We start from the raw sequence: 20,559 nt of genomic DNA, 5'->3' as shown, positions 1-20,559 counted from the left end.
CGCTCAGCGTAGCAGGCGGCGCCTTGGTTTCCACGGCAGCCGCCCGCGCCAGTACTGGATCAGCACCAGGCCGCCGAGCATGCCGCCGAGATGGGCGAAGTGGGCCACGCCCGGCTCGATCCCGGTCACGCCCATGGTCAGCTCGGCGGCGGCGTAGAGGATCACGAACAACCACGCCGGCATCGGGATCGGCAGGAAGATCAGCATGACCTTCTCGTGCGGATACAGCATGCCGAACGCCAGCAGCAGGCCGAAGATCGCGCCGGACGCACCCAGCGTGGGGCCGTACTGGGCCGGTGGGAAGAACCACAGCACCGCCAGCTGCAGCAGCGAGGCGACGATCGCGCAGACGAAGTAGTAGACGGTGAACTCGCGCGCGCCAAAGGTGCGCTCGATGGTGCCGCCGAACATGTACAGCGCGAGCATGTTGAACATGATGTGGGTGACGCCGCCATGCATGAACGCGCTGGTGACGATCTGCCATACCTCGAACAGGCCGGAGCCGAGCGGCCACAGCGCGAAGTGCAGCAGCAGGAACTGGCCCGCCACGAACTGCAGGAAGAACACCGCCACGTTGGCAATCAGCAGGTTGCGGGTGACAGGCGGCAGGTCCAGAGGCATCGGGCGGTTTCCGTGGAATCAGGGAGCAGCATAACGGCGCAACCGCCGGCAGACCGCGCCCGGCGGCGATGGTTCATCCGCCGCGGTCAGCAAAAAGCCGCCTTGCGGCGGCCTGGCGAGGCACCGGCGCCGGCAAGGTTCAGCCCTTGTCGACCACCTGCGCCATCGCTTCCGGGCGCTTGGCGCCGGCGAAGCGCTTGGCCCAGTACCCCTCGTTGAGGCTGGAGATCTCCACCGACTTGCCGCTGGCCGGCGAGTGGATGAAGCGACCATTCGAGATGTAGATGCCCACGTGCGAAATGCGCCGCTTGCCATGCGTGCGGAAGAACACCAGGTCGCCCGGCTGCATGTCGGCACGATTGACCTTGAGCCCGGCCAGGAACTGCGACGCGGAGTTGCGCGGCAGCTGCATGCCGACCGCGTGGGCAAACACGTAGCGGACGAAGCCGCTGCAATCGAAACCGGTGGACGGGTCGCGACCGCCCCGCACGTAGCGCGTGTCGCGCAGCTTCATCGCCATCGCGATCAGCGACTTGCGCAGGTCGGTGATGTTCGCGCTGGCCGCCGCCGTGGCGGCGTCCTGCTCGTCCGCGGCATCGGCTAGCGGCTGTGCCGGCGCCTGCAGCGAGGCGGCGTCCGGGAGCACCGACCGCGCCAGCGCGGTCGCCGGGTCGAGGATCGGCAGCTGGACCGGCAGGGGCGAATCGAGGGTGGCGGCCGGCGTGCTGCCGGTGGCGGGTGAAGCGGGGAGGCTCTTGGCTTGAAGCGGGCCGGATGCCAGCAACACGAAGACGAGCGCGGCGGCGGCGGTCAGTGGCTTGATGGGCATGCCGGGAAAAATCCCTTGTTGTTCACAGGATTGGCCGCCCGGCAGAAGCCGACGACGTGACGAAGTGGTGAACTTAACAAGAAGGGGACGCCCAGATGTTGGATCGAGGTTAACTGAACCCTGTCGTTTCAAAAAACGGCGACACCGCGCACATTCCGTCCAAGCCATTGATTCATCTTGAATTATGGCTTCGCTGTCGGTTCCGGCCAGTAATACGCGTCCGGATACGGCCGGCTGCCGAAGATCGCCGTACCGATCCGCACCTCGGTCGCCCCTTCCGCGATCGCGAGCGGAAAGTCGCCGCTCATGCCCATGGAAAGCCGCGGGATGTCATGGCCTTGCGCGATGGCCCGGTCGCGCAGTTCGCGCAGCCGGCGGAAGCAGCCGCGCACTTCGACCGGGTCGGTGGAGTGGATCGCCAGGGTCATCAGGCCGCGCACGCGCAAGGTGGCGTAGCCGCGCAGGGTGTCCAGGAAGCTGGCCAGCTGTTCAGGCAGCAGTCCGTATTTGCTGGGCTCGGTGGAGGTCTTCACCTGCACCAGCACGTCGATCGCGCGACCCTCGTGCTGCAGGCGGCGATCCAGCGCCTCGGCCAGTTCCAGCCGGTCCAGCGACTGCACCTCGCTGACCAGCCGCGCCACGTCCTTCGCCTTGTTGGTCTGCAGGTGGCCGATCATCACCCAGGCGATGCCGCAGTCGGCCAACAGCGGTGCCTTGTCGCGGATCTCCTGCACCTTGTTCTCGCCGAAGCGGCGCATGCCCAGCGCCACACCCTCGCGGATCAGCTCCGGGCCGAAGGTCTTGCTGACCGGCAGGATGGCTACCCCGGCCGGGTCGCGGCCGGCGGCACGGCAGGCCTCGTCCACCCGGCGGCGGATGTCGGACCAGTTGGCGGCGAGGTGGGAGGGGGTGGTCATCTTGCGGACTCCGCGCGGAAAACAAGGAGTGAGAAACGAGGAGTGAGGAGTGAGAGGAGCGGGCGGCTATCTCTCACTCTTCACTACTCACTCCTCGCCCTCAGCCTTGCTTGAAGTGCTTCGCCACCACTTCGGCCACCACCATGCTGACCTTCTTGCCGGTGGGGATGTGCAGGAACTCGTTCGGGCCGTGCGCGTTGGAGTGCGGGCCGAGCACGCCGGTGATCAGGAACTGCGCCTTGGGGAATTTCTCGCCCAGCATGCCCATGAACGGAATGCTGCCGCCCTCGCCCATGCAGGCGACCGGTGCGCCGAAATAGTTCTGCGAAGCGTCGGCCACCGCCCGCTCCAGCCACGGCGACAGCGCCGGCGCGTTCCAGCCCGAGCCGTCCTTCTCCAGCGTGAAGCTGACCTTGGCGCCATACGGCGGGTCCTTCTCCAGCAATTGCTTGACGAACTCGCCGGCCTTGGCGCCGTTCAGCGTGGGCGGCACGCGCAGGCTCAGCTTCACCGCGGTGAACGGGCGCAGCACGTTGCCGGCGCTTTCCAGCGGCGGGATGCCGCCGATGCCGGTGACCGCCAGCTGCGGGCGCCAGGTGCGGTTGAGCACCAGCTCGGCCAGGTCTTTCGTGACCGGCTGCATGCCCTCGGCCCAGGGGAACTTGCTGTAGATGTCCTCGCCCAGCACCTCGGCCGAGAGCTTCGCCTGCTCGATGCGCTGCGGCGGGATCTCGACGTACAGCTCCTTCGGCTTGATCGTGCCGGTTTCCGGATCCTCCAGCCGCGACAGCAGCTCGCGCAGGATGCGGAAGCTCGACGGCACCACGCCGGACGCGTCGCCCGAATGCACGCCCTCTTCCAGCACCTGCACGCTGAGGTTGCCGCCGGTCATGCCGCGCAAGGACGTGGTCAGCCACAGCTGGTCGTAGTTGCCGCAGCCCGAATCCAGGCACACCACCAGCGACGGGCTGCCGATGCGCGCGGCCAGGTGGTCGACATAGAACGGCAGGTCGTAGCTGCCTGATTCCTCGCAAGCCTCGATCATCACCACGCAGCGCGCATGCGGGACGCCCTGCTCATGCAGCGCCAGCAAGGCCGCCAGCGAGCCGAAGATCGCATAACCGTCGTCGGCGCCGCCGCGGCCGTACAGCTTGTCGCCCTTGAGCACCGGCGTCCACGGGCCCAGGCCGTCGGCCCAGCCGGTCATCTCCGGCTGCTTGTCCAGGTGGCCGTACAGCATGACGGTGTCGTCGCCCTGGCCCGGCACCTCGATATAGATGAGCGGCGTGCGCCCTTCCAGCCGCACCACTTCAAGCGTGGCGCCGGGCAGTTGGCTCAGCTTGGAACGCGCCCAGGTTTCCATCAGCCTGACCGCTGCATCCATGTAGCCGTGCGCCACCCAGTCCTTGTCGAACATCGGCGACTTGTTGGGAATACGGATGTATTCGACCAGCTGCGGCACGATCTCGTCGTCCCACAGGCCGCTGACGTAGCGGGAAAGGCGGGCGGTATCCATGGCTCACTCCATCAGGCGGACAAGAGCGGCATTGTAACAGCGCGCTTCCGGTGCACCGACACACGAGCGGAAGCTGCCCACAGGCGAAAGCGCCCACCGCGTACGCCTGGCCCTTGGCGCCTCCCACTGCGCGTCCCGGCGCCGCGGCGCCATAGTGCGCCGGCGGCCCCGGGACGCCGCCACCACCATCGCCCAAGGAGAAAAGCCATGTTCAACAAACTCGCCGCTGCCACCCTCGCGCTCGCCCTCGCCCTGCCCGGGCTGCTGCTGGCCGCCACGCCGGTCAACATCAACCAGGCCGACGCGGCCGCCATCGCCAAGTCGCTGGACGGCATCGGCCAGGCCAAGGCCGAGGCCATCGTGGCCTGGCGCGAAGCCCACGGCCCGTTCAAGAAGGCCGACGACCTCAAGCACGTCAAGGGCATCGGCAAGGCCACCATCGAGCGCAACCGCGCCGCCATTCTGCTCGCCGACGATGGCTCCGCCGCCGCGGCCACCGCCGGAGCGGACGCCCCCGCCAAGAAAGCGCAGCGGAGCAAGAAGGCCGCCATGGCCGAGACCGCCGCCGAGGAGTAGGCCACGGCCCAAGGTTCCCGCCGGCCGGGAGCCGGGCGGCGCGACCCACGGCAGGCCGCGCCGCTTGCGCTACACTCGCGCGCCCAATCCGTCGCCATGCCGCCATGATCCTGCCGCGTTACCACATCGCCGCCTCTGCCATCCACGGTGCGGGCAACGGCCTGTTCCTCGACGAAGCCGTGGCGGCGGGGCGCATCATCACCGCGCCGGATGGCATCGAGCAGACCTTCCGCTACGCCGACATCATGGCCTCACCTGAGCTCCGCGCGCAGTTCCACGCCAGCGCACGCTGGTTCGAGGATCACTACACGCTGTCGCCGGACTGGCCGGACGAGTGCTACATCAACCACAGCTTCACGCCGAACGGGCTGTGGCACCTGGGTTTCGTGTTCGCGCTGGCCGAACTGCCCGCCGGCAGCGAGATCACGGTGGACTACCGGCACCTGCTGCCCCCCGGCCAGGCCGAGGATTTTGTCGATTCGGTCACAGGTGAGACAATTACCGGGTTGACCTGGCAGGAGAGCCTCGCCGACAGCACCCGTGTACTGGCCGAACTGCTGGCTGCCGCCCACCGCTGAGCGTGATGTTCGATATCCCGACCCTTGAAACGGCGCGCCTGCGCCTCACCGCGCTCACCGAGCGCCATTTCGACGACTACGCCGCGATGCTGGCCGACCCGGACAGCACGCGCTGGATCGGCGACGGCGAACCGCTGGACCGCACCAATGCCTGGCGCTCGCTGGCGATGCTGCTGGGCCATTGGCAACTGCGCGGCTTCGGCATGTGGGCGCTGGAGCTCAAGTCCACCGGCGAGTTCATCGGCCGCGCCGGCCTGATGTATCCCGACGGCTGGCCGGACCTGGAAATGGGCTGGATGCTCAAGCCCGAGCACCGCCACCACGGCTACGCCACCGAGGCGGGCAACGCCGTGCTCGATTTCGCCTGGAACCAGTTGCACGCCCCGCGCGTGATCAGCCTGGTGCGGATCGGCAACGAGGCCTCCGACCGGGTCGCCGAGCGGCTCGGCGGCGAACACATCGAGGACATGGACTTCTACGGCAGCCACAGCCACGTGTTCGCCTACTATCCGCCGCATCGCGAACATCGCCGCGCCTACGGCTGACCCAGCGCCCCGCCGGCAGGTGCCGGCAAGGCGGTGAAGAACGACCTACAGCGCCTGCGGCAAGCCGCCGCCGCGCCGGGATGACCACAGCGAGCGCGCCACTTCGGCCAGGGCGAACACCCGGGCCACGTGCACCCAGCCCAGCACCAGCACCAGCAGTTGCGTCAGCAGCACCGCCAGCAGCAGGCCGGTCGTGCCGAGCGCCGGGGTGTGCACGCGACCCACGCCGAGGGCCAGCGCCGCCGCATAACCGATCACACTGATCAGCACGTAGCTGAGCAGCGTGCTGAACGGGCGCCGCAGCAGCTGCATGAAGCCACGGCCGAAGGCGCGGGTGGCCGAACGCAGGTTGCCGTCCGCGATGAACGCGGCCCGCCCCGACTCCACCATGGCCTGCGCCAGCACGAACAGCACGCCAGCGACGAACAAGGCCAGGTGCGTCGCGCGGTCGGCCTGCGCTTGCAGCACCGCCTTGTCGCCGACGCCGTCGGCCATGTGCAACGCCACACCGATCAGCGCCGCCATCACCGCGTACGGCACGATCGACCACAGCATCAGGCGGAACATGCGGCCGTACTCGACGATGCCGCACTGGAGCAGGTGGCCGAAACCCAGCACGCGGCTGGCGCGTCCACCGCCGACCAGCATGCCGTTGAGGAACGGCGTCAGCAACAGGGTAAGCAGCAGGCCGAGGATCGCCACGCCGCTGAGCCAGCCGGTATCGTCGCGCAGTGCCGACAGGGTGTCGCCGAACATCACCGGACTGAACTGCGCAGCCCATGCCGGCGCCTGCACGGAGTGGTCGAGCAGCCCGCTCAGGCTGCGCCACAGCGGCAGGCTGACCACCGCGGTCGGCAGCAGCAGCAACAGCGTCCACAGCAGCAGCAGGCGCCACTGCATGGCGGCCAGCGGCGCGCGTGCCACGGCACCGAGATCCACCCGCCGGGAAGCATGTCTGTTCATCATCACAGTGACCCCATCAAGGCGTAGAAGACCTGCAACAGCGACGCGGCATCCGCGCTCCAGCGGCGCGAGGCGCTGCCGTCGGCCTTGCTGGTCCGGCTGTCGTTGAGCTTGTTCGCATCCAGGTAGATCTTCTGCTCGGGATCGAGCGTGGCCGCGACCACCTTGGACGGCCGGGTGAAATCGAAGCGGGTCCAGCGGCGGCCGTCGTTCCAGTGCACGTCCTCGCTGCTGCCGTCGGCGAACTTCACCCGCAGCAGCTGCGGCACCGGCACGCCGTCACGGCGCACGGTGACGGTGCTGTGCCACGGGAACGGCCCGCTGCCCGGCTTCGCGTTCGGATGGGCCTTGTTCCAGGCCTTGCGCTGTTCGTCGACCCGCTTGTCGAGGGCATCGTCGTCGAGCTCGCTGCGCTTGCCGTCCTTCAGCGTGCTGCCGGCCAACGGCAGCACTTCGGTGGCGTCGATGCTGGCGACCCGGTCGTCGATCTGCGCGGTGCCGTAGACGTACTGGTCGAAGATCTCGTTGACCGCCTGCGGGTTGCCGGAGACCTCGGCCAGGGTGGCGCGCAGGTCGGCCGTCGACGGATGGCGGAAACGCCAGCGCCGGTAGTACGCGTGCATCGCGCGCTCCAGCACCGGGGTGCCCAGGCGCTCCTCCAGGTCGTGCATGGCGGTGGCGGTGCGCGAATACACCGTGCCGTAGCTGCTGCTGGACAGCCGATCCCATGCATTCGCGCCCAGCGGGTCGGGCGGCTGATGCAGGCCGGCGCTGAGCCGCTCCGCTTCGAAGCCGGTCATCGCCGGCGTGATGCCGAGGCGCTTCATCCAGCCCGATGCCAGCACGATCTTCTCGCCGCTGGCGCGCGTCATGCGACCGTCCCAGTACTCGTTCATGCCCTCGTCGAGCATTGGCTCCTCGAATTCGTTGGAGGCGAGCAGGCCGTAGAAGTAGCCGTGGCCGAACTCGTGGATGGTGACGAAATCGATCGCGTACTGCGTGAGCGTGCCCGGCTCGACCTTGGCGAAGCCATCGGCGGTGAAGAAGGTCGGATACTCCATGCCGCCCGCCTCCGACGCGTTGTACGGCGGCACCACCGCCGTCACCGTCTGGTACGGGTAGGCGCCCAGCGAGTTCGAAAAGTACGTCAGCGAATCGGTGGTGGCCTTGAGCACCGGCCCGGCGCTGGCCGCGTATTCGGCGGGGTAGATCACCCGCACGTCGACCTTCGGGCTGCCCGGCCCCTGCCAGCTGCCGTCCAGCGTCTTGTAGCCCTTGGCGGCGACCCAGGCGAAATCGTGCACGTCGCCCTGCACGAAGTGGTAGGTGCTCTTGCCGTTCGCCGTCTCCGGCGGCCCCTGCAGCTTGCCGACCGCGCCCACGGTGTAGTCGCCGGGCACGGTGAGGCGCACGTCGTACAGGCCGAAGTCGGCGTAGAACTCGCTGTTGAAATGGAACTCGTGCACGTTCCAGCGCGGCGCGGTGGCGCCGCGCTCGCCGGGCAGTTCCAGCACGCCGATCTTCGGGAACCACTGCGCCACCAGGTTGAAGTCGCCGAACCAGCCGGTGCGCTCGACCACCCGCGGCAGCTGGCTCAGAAAATCGATGTCCAGCGTCAGCGTGCCGCCGGCCGGCACCGGCTCGGCCAGCTCGACCTGCGCCACGGTCTGGTCAGTGGCCGGGCCGCCGTCAGGCTGCACGAAGCGCCACTTCAAGGCGGCGTCGCCCTGCTTCACCTGCTTCAGCTCGATCCAGCCCCACTCGCCTTTCTTCAGCACCGCCGCGCCACGCGAACTGCCGTGCGCGGTGAGCACCTTGCGCTCGGCGAACCAGGTGCTGGCCTCGTTCTGGAACGCGTTGAGGTACAGATGGAAGTAGACCTTGCTGACCGGACGGTCGCTGCGGTTGCGCCAGGTCATGTGCTGCTGGCCGCTCACCGCGTGCCTGGCCGCGTCCAGCACGGCGTCGATGCGATAGCTCACCACACGGTCGGACAGGGTCGGCTCGTTGCCGCTGCGCTCGCCACCCCAGGCATCCGCAGCACTGGGCACGCCGACCGCGGCGGCGTCGGCGGCCGCAAAGGGAATGTCGGGTAGCGCCACGCTGGCCGGCGGCGTGGCCGATGCCGCCGGAGCGACCTGTTGCGCCGCCGCCAGCCAGGGCCAGAACACGGCCACAGCGCACAGACGCCCCCACTTGCGTACGATTCGCCGCATCTTGCCACTCCCCTGAGCAATCCCCGCAGAGTGCACCCAAGCAGCCATGCCGGGCATAGGCCATAGGTCATGCCGCGGGGTTCAGTAGACGTCGCGCCGATAGCGACCCTGCGCCCGCAACTGTTCGACCCGCGCATCGCCCAGCACGTCGCGCAACACTGCATCGACACCAGGCGCCAGGCCATCGAGGCTGCCGCAGACATACACCGCCGCGCCGGCGTCGACCCAGCACTGCAGCTCGTCGGCCGCTTCGCGCAGCCGCTGCTGCACGTGGATGCGCTCGGCCTGGTCGCGCGACCAGGCAAAATCGGCGCGCTCGATCCGGCCATCCGCCAGCCAGCGCTCGATCTCCTCGCGATAGAGGAAGTCGTGCGCCGCATGGCGCTCACCGAACAACAGCCAGTTGCGCCGGTGGCCGGCGGCGATGCGCGCCTTCAGCAACGCACGCAACGCGGCCAGCCCGGTGCCGTTGCCGATCAGGAGCAGCGGCCGCGCATTCGCCGGTGCGTGGAAATTGACGTTGCTACGCACGCGCAGAGCAATCGCCGCGCCGACCGGCGCGTGCGCGGTCAGCCAGCCCGAACCGAGCCCGAGGTAGCCGCCGCGGCCGCGCATCTGGCGCACCAGCAGGTGGATCGCACCGTCGCCCGGCAGCGAGGCGATCGAGTACGCGCGGTGCGGCAGTCGTTGCAGCGTCGCCGCCACGGCTTCCTCGTCCAGCCCGTCGATCTGGTGAGCTTCGGGCAGCCGGCAGCGCGCCAGCAGTTCGGCCAGCGGCAGCCGCTCCCTGCCCGACGCCACCGGCACGCGGCCATCCAGTCCGCTGGCCGCCAGCCAGCTCGCCACCCGGTCCGGCGCGTGGCATGGCCCGATCTCGACCAGGTCGCCGGCCTGCCAGTCCGCACGCCCCTGCAGCGGCTGCAGTTCGAGATGGAAGCAGGGTTCGCCCACGCTGCCGGGGTTGAGCAGGCGCCGTTCGGCCAGCCGCCAGCGCTGGTACTTCGGCGCCTGCCAGTCCGGCAGGTCGCTGATGCCGGTGAGCATCGCCAGGCAGTGCTGCCAGTGACGCAGACTGGCCTCGTCCTCGCTGTCCACTTCCACGGGATCGAACAGCGCCTGCGCGTTGCTGGCCTCAAGCCAGCGCTGCAACTGGCGGCCGAAGCCGCAGAAGTTCTCGTAGTCGCTGTCGCCCAGCGCGAGCAGGCCGTAGCGCAAACCGCCCAGCTGCGCCAGTTGCCGCATGGCCAGACGGCTGAACGCCTGCGCCCTGTCCGGCGGCTCGCCGTCGCCGGTGGTGCTGACCACAAACAGCACGCGACCGGCATGGCGTAGCTCCTCGAGCGTCAAGGTGTCGATGCCATGCAGCCGCACCGGCATGCCTGCGGCCTGCAGGCTCTGCAGGGTCTGCCGCGCGAGTTGTTCGGCGAAGCCGGTCTGGCTGGCGTAGACCACGTGAACGCCGACCGCAGCCTGCGAAGCGTCGACCGGCGCCGCGGCAACCACCGCGACCGGATCGTGAGCGGCGGCGGTATCGGCCACGGCCAGCGGCTTGCGCGGCGCCAGCGGGCGCCGCAGACGCCACCAGCCGAGCAGGCCCAGCCACGCCGCCAGCACCAGCGCCGCACCAAGCCAGCGTGTGGCGCCCGGATCGCGCGCATCGGTGTGCCACAGCAGCAGCGCCACCGGCAGCAGCGCCCACCCGGCCGGCAGGATCGCGTTGCCGAGTGCCGCGCGCCATGCCATCGCCGCGTCGTGCCTGCTCATCGCGGCCACGGCTGCCGCGCCCCCCCCGCGGCAGGTACCGCGCCGTGGTTCAAGCAAGTTGGCGGATGATGACGACTGACCCATGCTTGTCCATGATTCGCACACCCGTGCCACCCGGGGAACTGCGGCCGGCATGGATGGTCTCGATGAGCGCAGAATCCGGTGTCCCGGGTTGCGCCGGCGATCATTAGACCGCAAACAAGAATCAATCTCAACAAACCCATCGAGCTTGGCGCCGAGCCATCTCCATGCATCCCGGGAGCACCCAGCGCATGCGCATTCTTCTGGCTGAGGACGACCCTTCCATCGCGGACGGCCTCTGTGCGGCGCTGCGCCATGGCGGCCATGCGGTGGACCATGCCGCGCGGGGCAACCTGGCCGACGTGGCGCTGCGCGATCACGACTACGACCTGCTGGTGCTGGATCTGGGCCTGCCCGCGCTGGACGGCACCGAAGTGCTGCGCCGCCTGCGTCATCGCGGCACCGGCATGCCGGTGCTGGTGGTGACCGCCCGCGAGGGCCTGGCCGAACGCATCCGCGTGCTCGACCTGGGCGCCGACGACTACCTGGTGAAACCCTTTGCGCTGGCCGAGTTCGAAGCCCGCGTGCGGGCACTGCTGCGCCGGGCCAACAGCCAGGGCAAGCCGGAGCTGCAACTGGGCCGATTGCGGCTGGACCTACCGGGGCACCGCGCCTGGATCGGCCAGACGCCGCTGGAACTGACCGCACGCGAGTTCGGCCTGCTCGAGGCGCTGGCCACGCGGGTCGATCGCGTCACCAGTCGCGCCCAACTGGTCGCGGCATTGTGCAACTGGGACCAGGAGCTGACCGACAACGGCCTGGACATCGCGATCCACCGGCTGCGCCGCAAGCTGCAAGGCAGCGGCACCGGCGTGCGCACGATCCGCGGGCTGGGCTACCTGCTGGAAGAAACCGACGACAGCGGGAACAGCCAGGCATGAACCGGCCACGCATGCGTCCGCTGCGCCCCAGCCTGCGCCGGCGCCTGCTGCTGGCGCTGCTGGTCCCGGTCGGCGTGCTGCTGCTGCTGGATGCGCTGCTGACCTATGGCGTGGCACTCACCTACGCCAACCGGGTACACGACCGCGACCTCAGCAACGACGCCCTGACCCTGGCCACGATGCTCGGCAACGACCGGTTCGATGGCGAACTGACCCCGCAGGCGCGCTTCCTGCTCGAATACGATCCGGGCGGCCACAGCTACTTCACCGTGAGCAGTGCCCGGCACGGCCTGCTGGCCAGCAACGGGCAATTGCCGCAGCCCGCGCAGGTGCCGGCCATCGGCGCCCGCCCGACGTTGTACGACGCGCAGCTGGCGAAGCACGCCCTGCGCGCCGCCACGGTACACATCGCCATGCGCAGCGACCCCGGCGACAGCCTGGTCGTCACCGTCGCCGAAACCCTGCACGACCGGCACCAGCAGGCGCGCGAAATCCTGCTGCTGGCCAGCGTGACGCAGACGCTGCTGATCGCCGGCGTGCTTTCGCTGGTCTGGTTCGGCGTCGGCCGCGGCCTGCACGTGCTCGACCCGCTGACCGCCCGACTCGCCGCGCGCACCGACGAACTCACGCCGATCGACGGCTCCGACGTACCGCTGGAGATCCGGCCGCTGACGCAGACCATCGATGCGCTGTTCGGCCGCCTGCGCGGCATGCTGATCCTGCACGACCGCTTCATCGCCGATGCCGCGCACCAGTTGCGCACGCCGCTGACCGGCTTGAGCCTGCACGTCGAACATGCCATGGCCAACCCGCAGCCGGAGATAGTGGCCGACGCCCTGCTCCACATCCAGCGACTGGTACGGCGCGCCGCGCGCACGTCCGCGCAACTGCTGGCGCTGACGCGCGCGCAGGCGCCGTCGCTGGAGACCGGGGAGCGCACCCTGCTCGACCTCGCCCGGTTCATCCCCGAAGCGGTGTCGGAACGGGTCCACGAGGCCATCCGGGCCGGCGTGGACCTGGGCTACGAAGGCGGCGGGCAGGCACTGTTCGTGCTCGGCGACGCCGCCAGCCTGCACGACCTGCTGGACAACCTGATCGACAACGCGGTGCGTTACGCCGGCCGCGGCAGCACCGTCACCGTCAGGCTGGCGGCACGCGCCGATGGCGGCGCCAGCCTCAGCGTCGAGGACAACGGCCCCGGCGTGCCCGCCGAGCTGCTGCCGCGACTGAGCGAGCGTTTCTTCCGCGCCGCCAGCAACAACGAGGAAGGCAGCGGGCTGGGACTGGCGATCGTCCAGCGCATCGCCGAGCGGCATCACGCCGACGTGGTCTACCGGCCAGGCGAGTCGCGCGGTCTGTGCGTGGAAGTGCGTTTCCCCGCCCCGCCGGCGATCCTCGACCGACCGGCATGAGAACGACCGGCGATGATCCGCTGCGCCCCGCGAGCCGGCCGCGCCGCTACGGCGGTCGTCAGGACGAAGAAAGATTTTTCGGCAACAATGGCGTGCGATGACCTCCCATCCACTCCTCCCTTGGTATCCCGTCCGATCATGACCCCGGGAAAGCGCACGCCGTGCCACGGCCACTGAGCAAGACAACCTCGAAGCACGGGTGGCTTACCTGCCTGCTCGGTGCCGTGGCCTGCGGGCTGGCCGGCTGCGCCGCGCCGCTGCCCCGGCTGGCGCCGCCGGTGCCTGCGCGCTGGCAGCATGCGGTCGCCGCGGATCCGGCGCGACCGACCGACCTGCATGGCTGGTGGCACGCCTTTGCCGACCCCGCGCTGGATGCGCTGGTGGATCGCGCGCTGGCCGGCAACCTCGACGTGGCGCAGGCGGTCGAGCGGCTGCGTGCCGTGCGCACCTTGCACGAACGCGCCCACGCCCGCTATCTGCCGGAGCTGCACGCGCGCACCCATGACGCGATCGATCCGGACGCCAGCGCCTCGTTCCTGATGGCCGGTTTCGATGCCAGCTGGGAACTGGGCCTGTTCGGTCGCGCCGAAGGCACCCGGCGCGAATCGCAGGGCGCCCTGGATGCCGGCGTGGCGGACCTGCACGCCGCGCGGGTCAGCCTGGTCGCCGAAGTGGTGCGCGAATGGATCGGCCTGCGCACCGCGCAGCAGCAGGAGCAGTTGCTGCAGCAGATCAGCCGGCAGCGCCGGCAGGCGTGGGAACTGCAGCAGACGCGGCAGCGCCTGCAGCTGGCGGCGCCCGGCGCGGTGGACCAGGCGCAGGCCGCCTGGGCGCAGGCCGAAGCCGCACTGGCGGCACCACGTCAGGCGATCGACGCCAGCGCGCAGCGGCTGGCCGTCCTGCTCGGGCAGAACCACCCCGACCCGGCGTGGCTGCAGGCGGGCGCGCCGCCCGAGCTGGGCGCCTGGCGACTCGACGGCACCCCGGCCGAGCTGCTGCGCACGCGGCCCGAGATCGCCCGCGCCGAGGCGGACGTGCTGCGCACCGCCGGCGAACTGGCGTTGACCCACGCCGAGCTGTTTCCCAGCGTCGGCTTCGGCGCCTCGATGGTCTGGGCCACCGACATCAACAACAACCATCGCATTTCGACCACCCCGAACGGCATCGCCTCGCTGGGCCCGATGATCGACATCCCGCTGTTCGACTGGGGCATGCGGCTGGCCGCCACGCACGCCAAGGCGCACGAGCTGAGGGCCAGCGTGCTGGCCTACCGGCAGGCCGTGCTGCAGGGCGTGGCCGAGGTGGAAACCGCGCTGGGCAGCCTGCAGCAGCAACGCCAGCGCGAACAGCAGGACAGGCAGGCGTGGCAGGCGCTGCAGCGCGCCGACCAGGCCGTGCAGGTGCGCGCCCGGCTGCGCCTGGACGGCCCGCTCGATCGCCTCGAAAGCCGGGTCGCCGCCGACCAGGCCGCGCTCGAGCTGGCCGATGCGCGCGCTGCGCACGGCCTCGCCTACGTGGCGCTGTTCAAGGCGCTGGGCGGCGCACCGCTGCCCGCGCCGGATACCGAACAGGCCGCCTCGCCGGCGCCCGCCGACGCCCACGGAGCGCCGCGCTGATGGGAACCGCGAACAACGCCGTCACCCCGGCGAAAGCCGGGGTCCAATGCCGTCGGACCATTGAAGGCAAGAGACGCTGGATTCCTGCTTTCGCAGGAATGACGCGGAATGGGCTGGTTTTCCGAGGTTCCCGCTGATGGTGGCCCTGGCGCGCAAGACGCTGATCTACGAGTGGCGGCGCTTCCTGCCGGCGATGCTGGCGGTCGGTTTCGCCGGCCTGCTGCAGCTGCTGCAGATCGCGCTGGTGCTGGGCATCTTCGGCAGTACCAGCCTGTACATCACCGGCTCGTCGGCCGACGTGTGGGTGGGCTACCCCGGCACGCAGAGCGTGAGCCTGGGCCGCACGATCGACCCCGACGTGGAGTCGCGCCTGCTGATGGATCCGGCGGTGCAGCAGGTCGAGCCGTACCTGTGGGTCGACGGCGACTGGCGCGGGCCGCGCGAGACCGGTGGCGTCTCGGTGTTCGTTTCCGGCATCGATCCGGCCGCCGACGGGCTGATGTTCTCCAAAACCCTTTCGCCGGCGCTGCGCGCGCGACTGGCCGAACCGGACGCGATCGTGATCGACCGCTCCGCGCAGGACCAGCTTGGCGTCGACGTCGGCCAGACCGCCACCATCAACGGCCAGCAGGTGCGCGTGGTCGGCATCAGCACGGGTCTGCGCGCACTCGGCGGGGTCAACGTGCTGTGCTCGCTGGACACCGCGCGCCGGCTGAACAACGATCCGACCGATGCCGGGCCGACCTACCTGGTGGCGAAACTGCGCGACCCGGCCCAGGCCGACATGGTGGCGACGCGCCTGCGCGGCGACACCGCCTTCGGCCCGTACACGGCATGGAGCGCCAGCGACTTCGCCCGGCTCTCGGTGCGCTACTGGCTGTTCGACACCGGCGCCGGCGCCGGCGTGCTGTTCCTGGCCGGCATCGTGTTCCTGGTCGGTGCGGCGATCACCAGCCAGACCCTGATCGCCGCGGTCAACGGCTCGGTGCGCGAATACGCCACGCTCAACGCGCTCGGCGTGGGCGTGAACGCGTTGCGCAAGGTGGTGCTGGAGCAGGCGTTCTGGGTCGGCGCACTGGGCCTGCTCGGCGCCAGCGTGCTCGGCATCGTGCTGATGCTGCTGGCACGCAGCCAGGACGTGCCGGTGATCCTCAATGTTCCGGCGGCGCTGGCCTGCATCATCCTGGTGATGGGCCTGGCTGCCGTCTCCGGGCTGGCCGCGATGCGCAGCCTGCGCCGCGCCGACCCCGCGACCTTGCTGAGGTAGCCGCGATGCATCCCGCCCCTGTCGCCGAACCGCTGGGCACGCCCGCGCTGCAGGCCGAGAACGTCAGCAAGGCGTTCGTCTCCGGCCACCAGCGCACGCAGGTGCTGGACCACTTCTCGCTGAGCATCGACGCCGGCGAACTGACCCTGATCTCGGGCCCGTCCGGCTGCGGCAAGAGCACCCTGCTGGCGATCCTGAGCGGGTTGCAGAAGGTCGACAGCGGCCGTGTGCGGGCGCTCGGCAGCGAGCTGGGCCAGCTCGACCTGCGCGCGCTGGAACGCTTCCGCCTGCAGCACACCGGCTTCGTGTTCCAGGGCTTCAACCTGTTTCCCGCGCTGTCCGCGTTCGAGCAGGTCGAGCTGCCGCTGAACCACATGGGCCTGTCGCGCGACGAGGCACGCCGGCGCGCGCAGCAGTCGTTGGAGGAAGTCGGCCTGGCGCACCGCATGCAGCTGCGTCCGTCCGAGCTGTCCGGCGGCGAGAAACAGCGCGTGGCGATCGCCCGCGCGCTGGCCAAGCAGCCCGAGCTACTGTTCGCCGACGAACCGACCAGCGCGCTGGACGCCGCCAACGGCCAGATCATCATCGACATCCTGCACCGGATCGCCCATACCCACGGCACCACCGTGCTGTGCGTCAGCCACGACCCGCGCCTGGTCGTCCACGCCGATCGCGTGCTGGCCATGGAAGACGGCCGTATCCTCAGCGACCGGCGCAATCGCGCCGCGGTCATCGACAGCAAGGAAAACCCCGCATGAAGCCGCCAGCCTTCCACCCGTCGCGGCGCACGCAAGCCGCGCGACTGCTCCGCCGCGGCGGCCTCGCGCTGGCCGTCGCGTGCCTGCTGCCGGCCTGTTCGCCCGCCGGCCAGGCGCCGGCCGACAGCAGCGCCTCGCCCGCGGCCGCCTACGTCGCGGTGGCACGCGGCAAGGTCGACATCGAAGGCGGCCTGCTGAGCCTGGCGATGCCGCGCGAGGGCACGCTGGCCGCGGTGGCCGTGCATGAAGGCGACCACGTCAAACAGGGCCAGTTGCTGGCGGCGCTGGACACCGAGCCGGCGCGACTGGCAGTCGAAGCGGCGCAGGCGCAACGCGAACAGGCGCAGGCGCAGCTGAAGCTGCTCGGGATCAAGCTGGCCGCGGCGAAGCAACGCGCCCGGCGGCTGGCCGCCGCGGCCGACGCCGGTGCCGGAGACGGCCAGAGCGCCGACGACGCGAACGAGGCGGCAGCACAGGTCGACGCGGAGCAGCAGGCCGCCCGCGCGGCCCTGAGCGTCGCCGGCCAGAAACTGGACGAGGCCCGCTACGAGCTGAAACAGCGCAGCCTGCTCGCCCCGTTCGACGCCGACGTGGTGCGGGTGTCGGCCCAGCCCGGCGCCAGCGTGTCGCCCGCGTCCGGGCCGCTGTTCGTGCTGCTGCCGCAGAAACCGCGGATCGTCCGCGCCGAGCTCAACGACAGCTTCGCCGCGGCAGTGCGCCCGGGCATGCCGGCCGAGGTGGTCGCCGACAGCGGCGGCGCGCACGCGCGCTGGCGCGCGCACGTGCTGCGCATCGGCCAGGTCTACGGGCCGGCCACGCTGGAGAACGACCCGCAGGTGCGCGCCAACGCGCGCACGGTCGAATGCGTGCTGGCGTTCGACCAGCCCGACGCCGAGCCGACCCGGGATCTGCGCATCGGCCAGCGCGTGACGGTGCGCTTCGGCACCGCCAGCGCGCCGAAAGACTGAGGAAACCGCCCGCTGCGACCATGCCAGGCATGAAAATCGCCGTAATTCGTTCCAGCGAGGCAAGCGCGTGATCCAGCAGACCGACTTTTTCCTCGAGGGCGGGCGCAGCGGCGTGCTGCTGATCCATGGCCTCACCGGCACGCCGATGGAAATGAAGCTGCTGGGCAAGGGCCTGAACAACGCCGGCTTCACCGTGCACGGCATGCAGCTGGCCGGCCACTGCGGCAACGTCGAGGACCTGCTCGCCACCGGCTGGCGCGACTGGTATGCCAGCGTCGAGCGGGCGGCCGACGCGATGCTCGGCAAGGTCGACCAGTTGTTCGTCGGCGGCCTCTCGATGGGTGCGCTGCTGGCGCTGAAACTGGCCGCGGACCGGCCCGGGCGGATCGCCGGCGTGGGCGTCTACGGCGCCACCTTCCGCTACGACGGCTGGAGCATCCCGAAACTGGCACGGCTATCGTTCCTGCTGCCACTGCTGAAGAAACTGGGCATCGGCCGCGACCGCAGCTTCATGGAGCAGCCACCCTACGGCATCCGCGACGAGCGCCTGCGCGCGCAGGTCAGCGCGGCGATGCTCGGCGGCGACAGCGCCGCCGCCGGCCTGCCCGGCAATCCGTGGTACTCGCTGGCCGAAATGTACGGCCTGGCCGCCAGCGTGCGGCGCCAGCTGCCGCAGGTGACCGCGCCGTGCCTGGTCGCCCATGCCAGCGACGACGACGTCGCCAGCCCGAAGAACGCCGAGCTGGTGGTGCGCGGAGTCAGCGCACCGACCGAATTGCTGCTGCTCGAGGACAGCTACCACATGATCACCATCGACAAGCAGCGGCGCACCCTGATCGATCGCTCGGCGGCATTCTTCGACGGCATCGTCGCGTCGAACGGCACGCAGCGCGTCGCTGCCTGATGATGCCGGCGGAAGGCTCCATCTCCACCCTCGTGGCGGGCCTGTGGCTGCTCAACATCGTGCTCGACACCGGCGGCCAGCTGGCGTTCAAGGCCGCCGCCGGCGATGAAGCGGCCGGTGATGGCCTGGCGCGCTGGAAGCACATGGCATCACGGCCCTGGCTATGGCTGGGCGTGGCCAGCTACGTGATCGAGTTCCTGGTGTGGATCGCGTTCCTGTCGCTGATCCCGCTGTCCGAAGGCGTGCTGCTGGGCTCGATCAACATCGTGGCGATCATGGTCGCCGGACGCTTCCTGTTCGGCGAAAAGCTGACCCGGCTGCGGGTCACCGGCATCCTGCTGGTCACGCTGGGCGTGGCGATCGTGGGGCTGGGCACATGAAGCGCTTCTACCTGCTCGGCTTCCTGCTGCTGATGGGCTTCGACACCCTCGCCCAGATCAGCTTCAAGTATGCCGGCAGCCAGGCGCTGCCGGTGCAGGCCAACCTGGCGTGGCTGCTGCGCGTGTTCGGCCAGCCCTGGGTCTACGGCGCGGTGATCGGCTACATCGGCGCCTTCTTCACCTGGATGGCCCTGCTCAAGCGTGCGCCGATCGGCCCCGCCTTCGCCGCCTCGCACCTGGAAGTGGTGTCGGTGATGCTGCTGTCGATCTGGCTGTTCGACGAACAGCTCACCCTTGCCCGCGCGCTGGGTGCGCTGGCGATCATCGCCGGCATCGTCTGCCTGGGGCTGGCCGAGAGCCGCGAACACCCAGCGGAAGCCGATGCCGAGCCGGCGCGCGGCTAGGCGCCCGCGCTACGCTGCGCGCATGCTGCTCCGTCGCCGCCACGAATTGCCGCCCACCGCCGGCCTGCCGCTGCGCCTCGCCGACCTGCGCCCCGGGGCGCCGACGCTGGCCGACGACATCGCCGCGCTGCTGGGCACACCGCCGCTGCAGCTGACCTGTTCCGGCACCGCGGCGCTGCTGCTGACGCTGGCCACGCTGCGCGAGCTGGCGCCGCGCCGCCGCCGCGTGGTGGTGCCGGCGTACACCTGCCCGCTGGTGGCGATCGCCGTGCGGCAGGCCGGGTTGGAGCTGCAGCTGTGCGACCTGCGGCCCGGCCACTACGACATGGACCCGTCCGCGCTGCGCGCGGCCTGCGACGAGCGCACGCTGGCGATCGTGCCCACCCACCTGGCCGGCCGCGTCGCCGACGTGGACGACGCGCTCGCCGTGGCGCGCCAGGTCGGCGCGTACGTGATCGAGGATGCCGCGCAGGCGCTGGGCGCACGCCGGGCCGACGGCACCAGCGTGGGGCTGGCCGGCGACGCGGGCTTCTTCAGCCTGGCCGCCGGCAAGGGCCTGTCGATCTACGAGGGCGGCCTGCTCGCTGCGCGCGACCCCGCGCTGCGCGAGCGGCTGGCCCGCGCCGCCGCGGGCGTGCCGCAACGGCCGGACTGGGAGTGGCGGCGCCGCCTCGAACTGCTCGGCTACGCCGCGCTGTACCGGCCGTGGGGCCTGCGCCTGGCCTACGGCGCACCGCTGCGCCGCGCGCTGCGCCGCGGCGACGAGATCGCCGCGGTGGGCGACGACTTCCCGCCGACGATCCCGCTGCACCGCGTCGGCCGCTGGCGGCAGGCGGTGGGCTCGCATGCCGTGCCGCGGCTGCCGGCGTTTCTCGCCCAGCTGTCCGCGCAGGCGCAACGTCGCCTGCCGCGGTTGCGCCAGATCGGCGGCATCGACGTGCTCGACGACCCCGCCGGCGCCTGCGGCACCTGGCCATTCTTCCTGCTGCTGCTGCCCGACCGCCGGCGCCGTGACGCCGCGCTGGCGCAGCTGTGGCCGGCCGGCTACGGCGCCAGCCGGCTGTTCATCCACGCCCTGCCCGACTACCCCTATCTCGCCGACGTGGTTCCCGCCGCGGACGTGCCGCACGCCCGCGACTTGGCCGCGCGCAGCCTCAGCCTCGGCAACAGCCCGTGGCTGACCGACGCGGACTTCGAGACGATCTGCGGCGTGCTCGGCAACGGCTGAGGCGGCGCCGCGGCTGCCGCCGGCATTTCACGCGGACGAAATCTTCCACCCGCAAGAATGGCGCCGCCTCGCCGCTCCGCCGATGCCCGCACGCAAGCGCCGGCGAGGATTCTCGCGCAGTTCCGGGGGGATCGC

20 protein-coding genes are annotated in these 20,559 nt (G+C 70.4%); 13 read left to right on the top strand and 7 right to left on the bottom strand.

Annotation, left to right across the window (positions count from 1 at the left end):
- Positions 1 to 3: 3 nt before the first annotated feature.
- The 4 genes from R2APBS1_RS05440 to R2APBS1_RS05425 form a co-directional block, all read right to left on the bottom strand.
- The gene (locus tag R2APBS1_RS05440; protein WP_007513294.1) at positions 4 to 621 is read right to left on the bottom strand and encodes a rhomboid family intramembrane serine protease; all 618 of its coding nucleotides are present in this window, start codon (positions 619 to 621) and stop codon (positions 4 to 6) included.
- 139 nt (positions 622 to 760) lie between these two features.
- The gene (locus R2APBS1_RS05435; protein ID WP_007513296.1) at positions 761 to 1,450 is read right to left on the bottom strand and encodes a C40 family peptidase; all 690 of its coding nucleotides are present in this window, start codon (positions 1,448 to 1,450) and stop codon (positions 761 to 763) included.
- Between the two features lie 182 nt (positions 1,451 to 1,632).
- A complete protein-coding gene (locus R2APBS1_RS05430) occupies positions 1,633 to 2,367 on the bottom strand; it encodes a YggS family pyridoxal phosphate-dependent enzyme (RefSeq protein WP_007513298.1) in 735 nt (244 codons plus the stop codon).
- Positions 2,368 to 2,467: 100 nt separating this feature from the next.
- Positions 2,468 to 3,883 carry a M20 family metallopeptidase gene (locus tag R2APBS1_RS05425; protein WP_007513300.1) on the bottom strand — a complete coding sequence of 472 codons (1,416 nt, stop codon included), beginning with the start codon at positions 3,881 to 3,883 and terminating at the stop codon, positions 2,468 to 2,470.
- Positions 3,884 to 4,090: 207 nt separating this feature from the next.
- On the opposite strand from R2APBS1_RS05425, the gene R2APBS1_RS05420 reads away from it, so the two are divergent.
- The 3 genes from R2APBS1_RS05420 (at position 4,091) to R2APBS1_RS05410 (ending at position 5,582) form a co-directional block, all read left to right on the top strand.
- Positions 4,091 to 4,459, top strand: a complete 369-nt coding sequence (locus R2APBS1_RS05420; RefSeq protein ID WP_015447149.1) for a ComEA family DNA-binding protein — start codon at positions 4,091 to 4,093, stop codon at positions 4,457 to 4,459.
- 104 nt (positions 4,460 to 4,563) lie between these two features.
- On the top strand, positions 4,564 to 5,037 hold the full coding sequence (locus R2APBS1_RS05415; RefSeq protein WP_007513303.1) for an SET domain-containing protein-lysine N-methyltransferase: 474 nt from the start codon (positions 4,564 to 4,566) through the stop codon (positions 5,035 to 5,037).
- A gap of 5 nt (positions 5,038 to 5,042) precedes the next feature.
- Positions 5,043 to 5,582: a GNAT family N-acetyltransferase gene (locus R2APBS1_RS05410; RefSeq protein ID WP_007513306.1), complete on the top strand. Its 540-nt coding sequence runs from the start codon at positions 5,043 to 5,045 to the stop codon at positions 5,580 to 5,582.
- 45 nt (positions 5,583 to 5,627) lie between these two features.
- Here R2APBS1_RS05410 and R2APBS1_RS05405 read toward each other — a convergent pair whose 3' ends face one another.
- From R2APBS1_RS05405 to R2APBS1_RS05395, 3 genes are all read right to left on the bottom strand, one after another.
- The gene (locus tag R2APBS1_RS05405) at positions 5,628 to 6,548 is read right to left on the bottom strand and encodes a hypothetical protein (RefSeq protein WP_015447148.1); all 921 of its coding nucleotides are present in this window, start codon (positions 6,546 to 6,548) and stop codon (positions 5,628 to 5,630) included.
- Complete coding sequence (locus R2APBS1_RS05400; RefSeq protein WP_015447147.1) at positions 6,548 to 8,761, bottom strand: M1 family metallopeptidase; 2,214 nt, start codon at positions 8,759 to 8,761, stop codon at positions 6,548 to 6,550. The genes R2APBS1_RS05405 and R2APBS1_RS05400 overlap by 1 nt, the downstream gene beginning before the upstream one ends.
- A gap of 81 nt (positions 8,762 to 8,842) precedes the next feature.
- Entirely contained in the window at positions 8,843 to 10,525 is a 1,683-nt protein-coding gene (locus tag R2APBS1_RS05395) for a flavodoxin domain-containing protein (protein ID WP_041676680.1), read from the bottom strand.
- Between the two features lie 272 nt (positions 10,526 to 10,797).
- Here R2APBS1_RS05395 and R2APBS1_RS05390 point away from each other — a divergent pair, with 272 nt between their 5' ends.
- From R2APBS1_RS05390 to R2APBS1_RS05345, 10 genes are all read left to right on the top strand, one after another.
- Complete coding sequence (locus R2APBS1_RS05390) at positions 10,798 to 11,487, top strand: response regulator (protein ID WP_007513313.1); 690 nt, start codon at positions 10,798 to 10,800, stop codon at positions 11,485 to 11,487.
- Complete coding sequence (locus R2APBS1_RS05385) at positions 11,484 to 12,899, top strand: sensor histidine kinase (protein WP_015447145.1); 1,416 nt, start codon at positions 11,484 to 11,486, stop codon at positions 12,897 to 12,899. The genes R2APBS1_RS05390 and R2APBS1_RS05385 overlap by 4 nt, the downstream gene beginning before the upstream one ends.
- Before the next feature lie 161 nt (positions 12,900 to 13,060).
- Positions 13,061 to 14,515: a TolC family protein gene (locus tag R2APBS1_RS05380; protein ID WP_015447144.1), complete on the top strand. Its 1,455-nt coding sequence runs from the start codon at positions 13,061 to 13,063 to the stop codon at positions 14,513 to 14,515.
- A gap of 136 nt (positions 14,516 to 14,651) precedes the next feature.
- Positions 14,652 to 15,782: an ABC transporter permease gene (locus tag R2APBS1_RS05375; RefSeq protein ID WP_015447143.1), complete on the top strand. Its 1,131-nt coding sequence runs from the start codon at positions 14,652 to 14,654 to the stop codon at positions 15,780 to 15,782.
- A gap of 5 nt (positions 15,783 to 15,787) precedes the next feature.
- Complete coding sequence (locus R2APBS1_RS05370) at positions 15,788 to 16,540, top strand: ABC transporter ATP-binding protein (protein ID WP_007513320.1); 753 nt, start codon at positions 15,788 to 15,790, stop codon at positions 16,538 to 16,540.
- Positions 16,537 to 17,508 carry an efflux RND transporter periplasmic adaptor subunit gene (locus tag R2APBS1_RS05365; protein WP_007513322.1) on the top strand — a complete coding sequence of 324 codons (972 nt, stop codon included), beginning with the start codon at positions 16,537 to 16,539 and terminating at the stop codon, positions 17,506 to 17,508. Before R2APBS1_RS05370 ends, R2APBS1_RS05365 begins: the two co-directional genes overlap by 4 nt.
- Positions 17,509 to 17,575: 67 nt before the next feature.
- Positions 17,576 to 18,412, top strand: coding sequence for an alpha/beta hydrolase (locus R2APBS1_RS05360; protein ID WP_007513325.1), 837 nt, complete (start codon positions 17,576 to 17,578; stop codon positions 18,410 to 18,412).
- A complete protein-coding gene (locus R2APBS1_RS05355) occupies positions 18,412 to 18,792 on the top strand; it encodes an EamA family transporter (protein ID WP_007513327.1) in 381 nt (126 codons plus the stop codon). The genes R2APBS1_RS05360 and R2APBS1_RS05355 overlap by 1 nt, the downstream gene beginning before the upstream one ends.
- Positions 18,789 to 19,196, top strand: a complete 408-nt coding sequence (locus R2APBS1_RS05350; RefSeq protein WP_015447142.1) for a DMT family transporter — start codon at positions 18,789 to 18,791, stop codon at positions 19,194 to 19,196. Before R2APBS1_RS05355 ends, R2APBS1_RS05350 begins: the two co-directional genes overlap by 4 nt.
- A 22-nt stretch (positions 19,197 to 19,218) precedes the next feature.
- Positions 19,219 to 20,424, top strand: coding sequence for a DegT/DnrJ/EryC1/StrS family aminotransferase (locus tag R2APBS1_RS05345; protein WP_041676678.1), 1,206 nt, complete (start codon positions 19,219 to 19,221; stop codon positions 20,422 to 20,424).
- The last annotated feature ends 135 nt before the right edge of the window (positions 20,425 to 20,559 follow it).

This window comes from Rhodanobacter denitrificans (assembly GCF_000230695.2).
Lineage (GTDB): Bacteria > Pseudomonadota > Gammaproteobacteria > Xanthomonadales > Rhodanobacteraceae > Rhodanobacter > Rhodanobacter denitrificans.
Note: the sequence above shows the minus strand (reverse complement) of the source record. Positions and strands in the feature narration are given on the sequence as shown.

Bases quoted from the DNA above. Each gene is read 5' to 3' on its own strand.
- R2APBS1_RS05365 (WP_007513322.1), top strand. From the start codon at position 16,537: ATGAAGCCGCCAGCCTTCCACCCGTCGCGGCGCACGCAAGCCGCGCGA.
- R2APBS1_RS05345 (WP_041676678.1), top strand. From the start codon at position 19,219: ATGCTGCTCCGTCGCCGCCACGAATTGCCGCCCACCGCCGGCCTGCCG.
- R2APBS1_RS05395 (WP_041676680.1), bottom strand. From the start codon at position 10,525: ATGAGCAGGCACGACGCGGCGATGGCATGGCGCGCGGCACTCGGCAAC.
- R2APBS1_RS05410 (WP_007513306.1), top strand. From the start codon at position 5,043: ATGTTCGATATCCCGACCCTTGAAACGGCGCGCCTGCGCCTCACCGCG.
- R2APBS1_RS05425 (WP_007513300.1), bottom strand. From the start codon at position 3,883: ATGGATACCGCCCGCCTTTCCCGCTACGTCAGCGGCCTGTGGGACGAC.
- R2APBS1_RS05370 (WP_007513320.1), top strand. From the start codon at position 15,788: ATGCATCCCGCCCCTGTCGCCGAACCGCTGGGCACGCCCGCGCTGCAG.
- R2APBS1_RS05385 (WP_015447145.1), top strand. From the start codon at position 11,484: ATGAACCGGCCACGCATGCGTCCGCTGCGCCCCAGCCTGCGCCGGCGC.
- R2APBS1_RS05390 (WP_007513313.1), top strand. From the start codon at position 10,798: ATGCGCATTCTTCTGGCTGAGGACGACCCTTCCATCGCGGACGGCCTC.
- R2APBS1_RS05375 (WP_015447143.1), top strand. From the start codon at position 14,652: ATGGTGGCCCTGGCGCGCAAGACGCTGATCTACGAGTGGCGGCGCTTC.
- R2APBS1_RS05435 (WP_007513296.1), bottom strand. From the start codon at position 1,450: ATGCCCATCAAGCCACTGACCGCCGCCGCCGCGCTCGTCTTCGTGTTG.
- R2APBS1_RS05355 (WP_007513327.1), top strand. From the start codon at position 18,412: ATGATGCCGGCGGAAGGCTCCATCTCCACCCTCGTGGCGGGCCTGTGG.
- R2APBS1_RS05440 (WP_007513294.1), bottom strand. From the start codon at position 621: ATGCCTCTGGACCTGCCGCCTGTCACCCGCAACCTGCTGATTGCCAAC.
- R2APBS1_RS05420 (WP_015447149.1), top strand. From the start codon at position 4,091: ATGTTCAACAAACTCGCCGCTGCCACCCTCGCGCTCGCCCTCGCCCTG.
- R2APBS1_RS05405 (WP_015447148.1), bottom strand. From the start codon at position 6,548: ATGATGAACAGACATGCTTCCCGGCGGGTGGATCTCGGTGCCGTGGCA.
- R2APBS1_RS05400 (WP_015447147.1), bottom strand. From the start codon at position 8,761: ATGCGGCGAATCGTACGCAAGTGGGGGCGTCTGTGCGCTGTGGCCGTG.
- R2APBS1_RS05415 (WP_007513303.1), top strand. From the start codon at position 4,564: ATGATCCTGCCGCGTTACCACATCGCCGCCTCTGCCATCCACGGTGCG.
- R2APBS1_RS05350 (WP_015447142.1), top strand. From the start codon at position 18,789: ATGAAGCGCTTCTACCTGCTCGGCTTCCTGCTGCTGATGGGCTTCGAC.
- R2APBS1_RS05430 (WP_007513298.1), bottom strand. From the start codon at position 2,367: ATGACCACCCCCTCCCACCTCGCCGCCAACTGGTCCGACATCCGCCGC.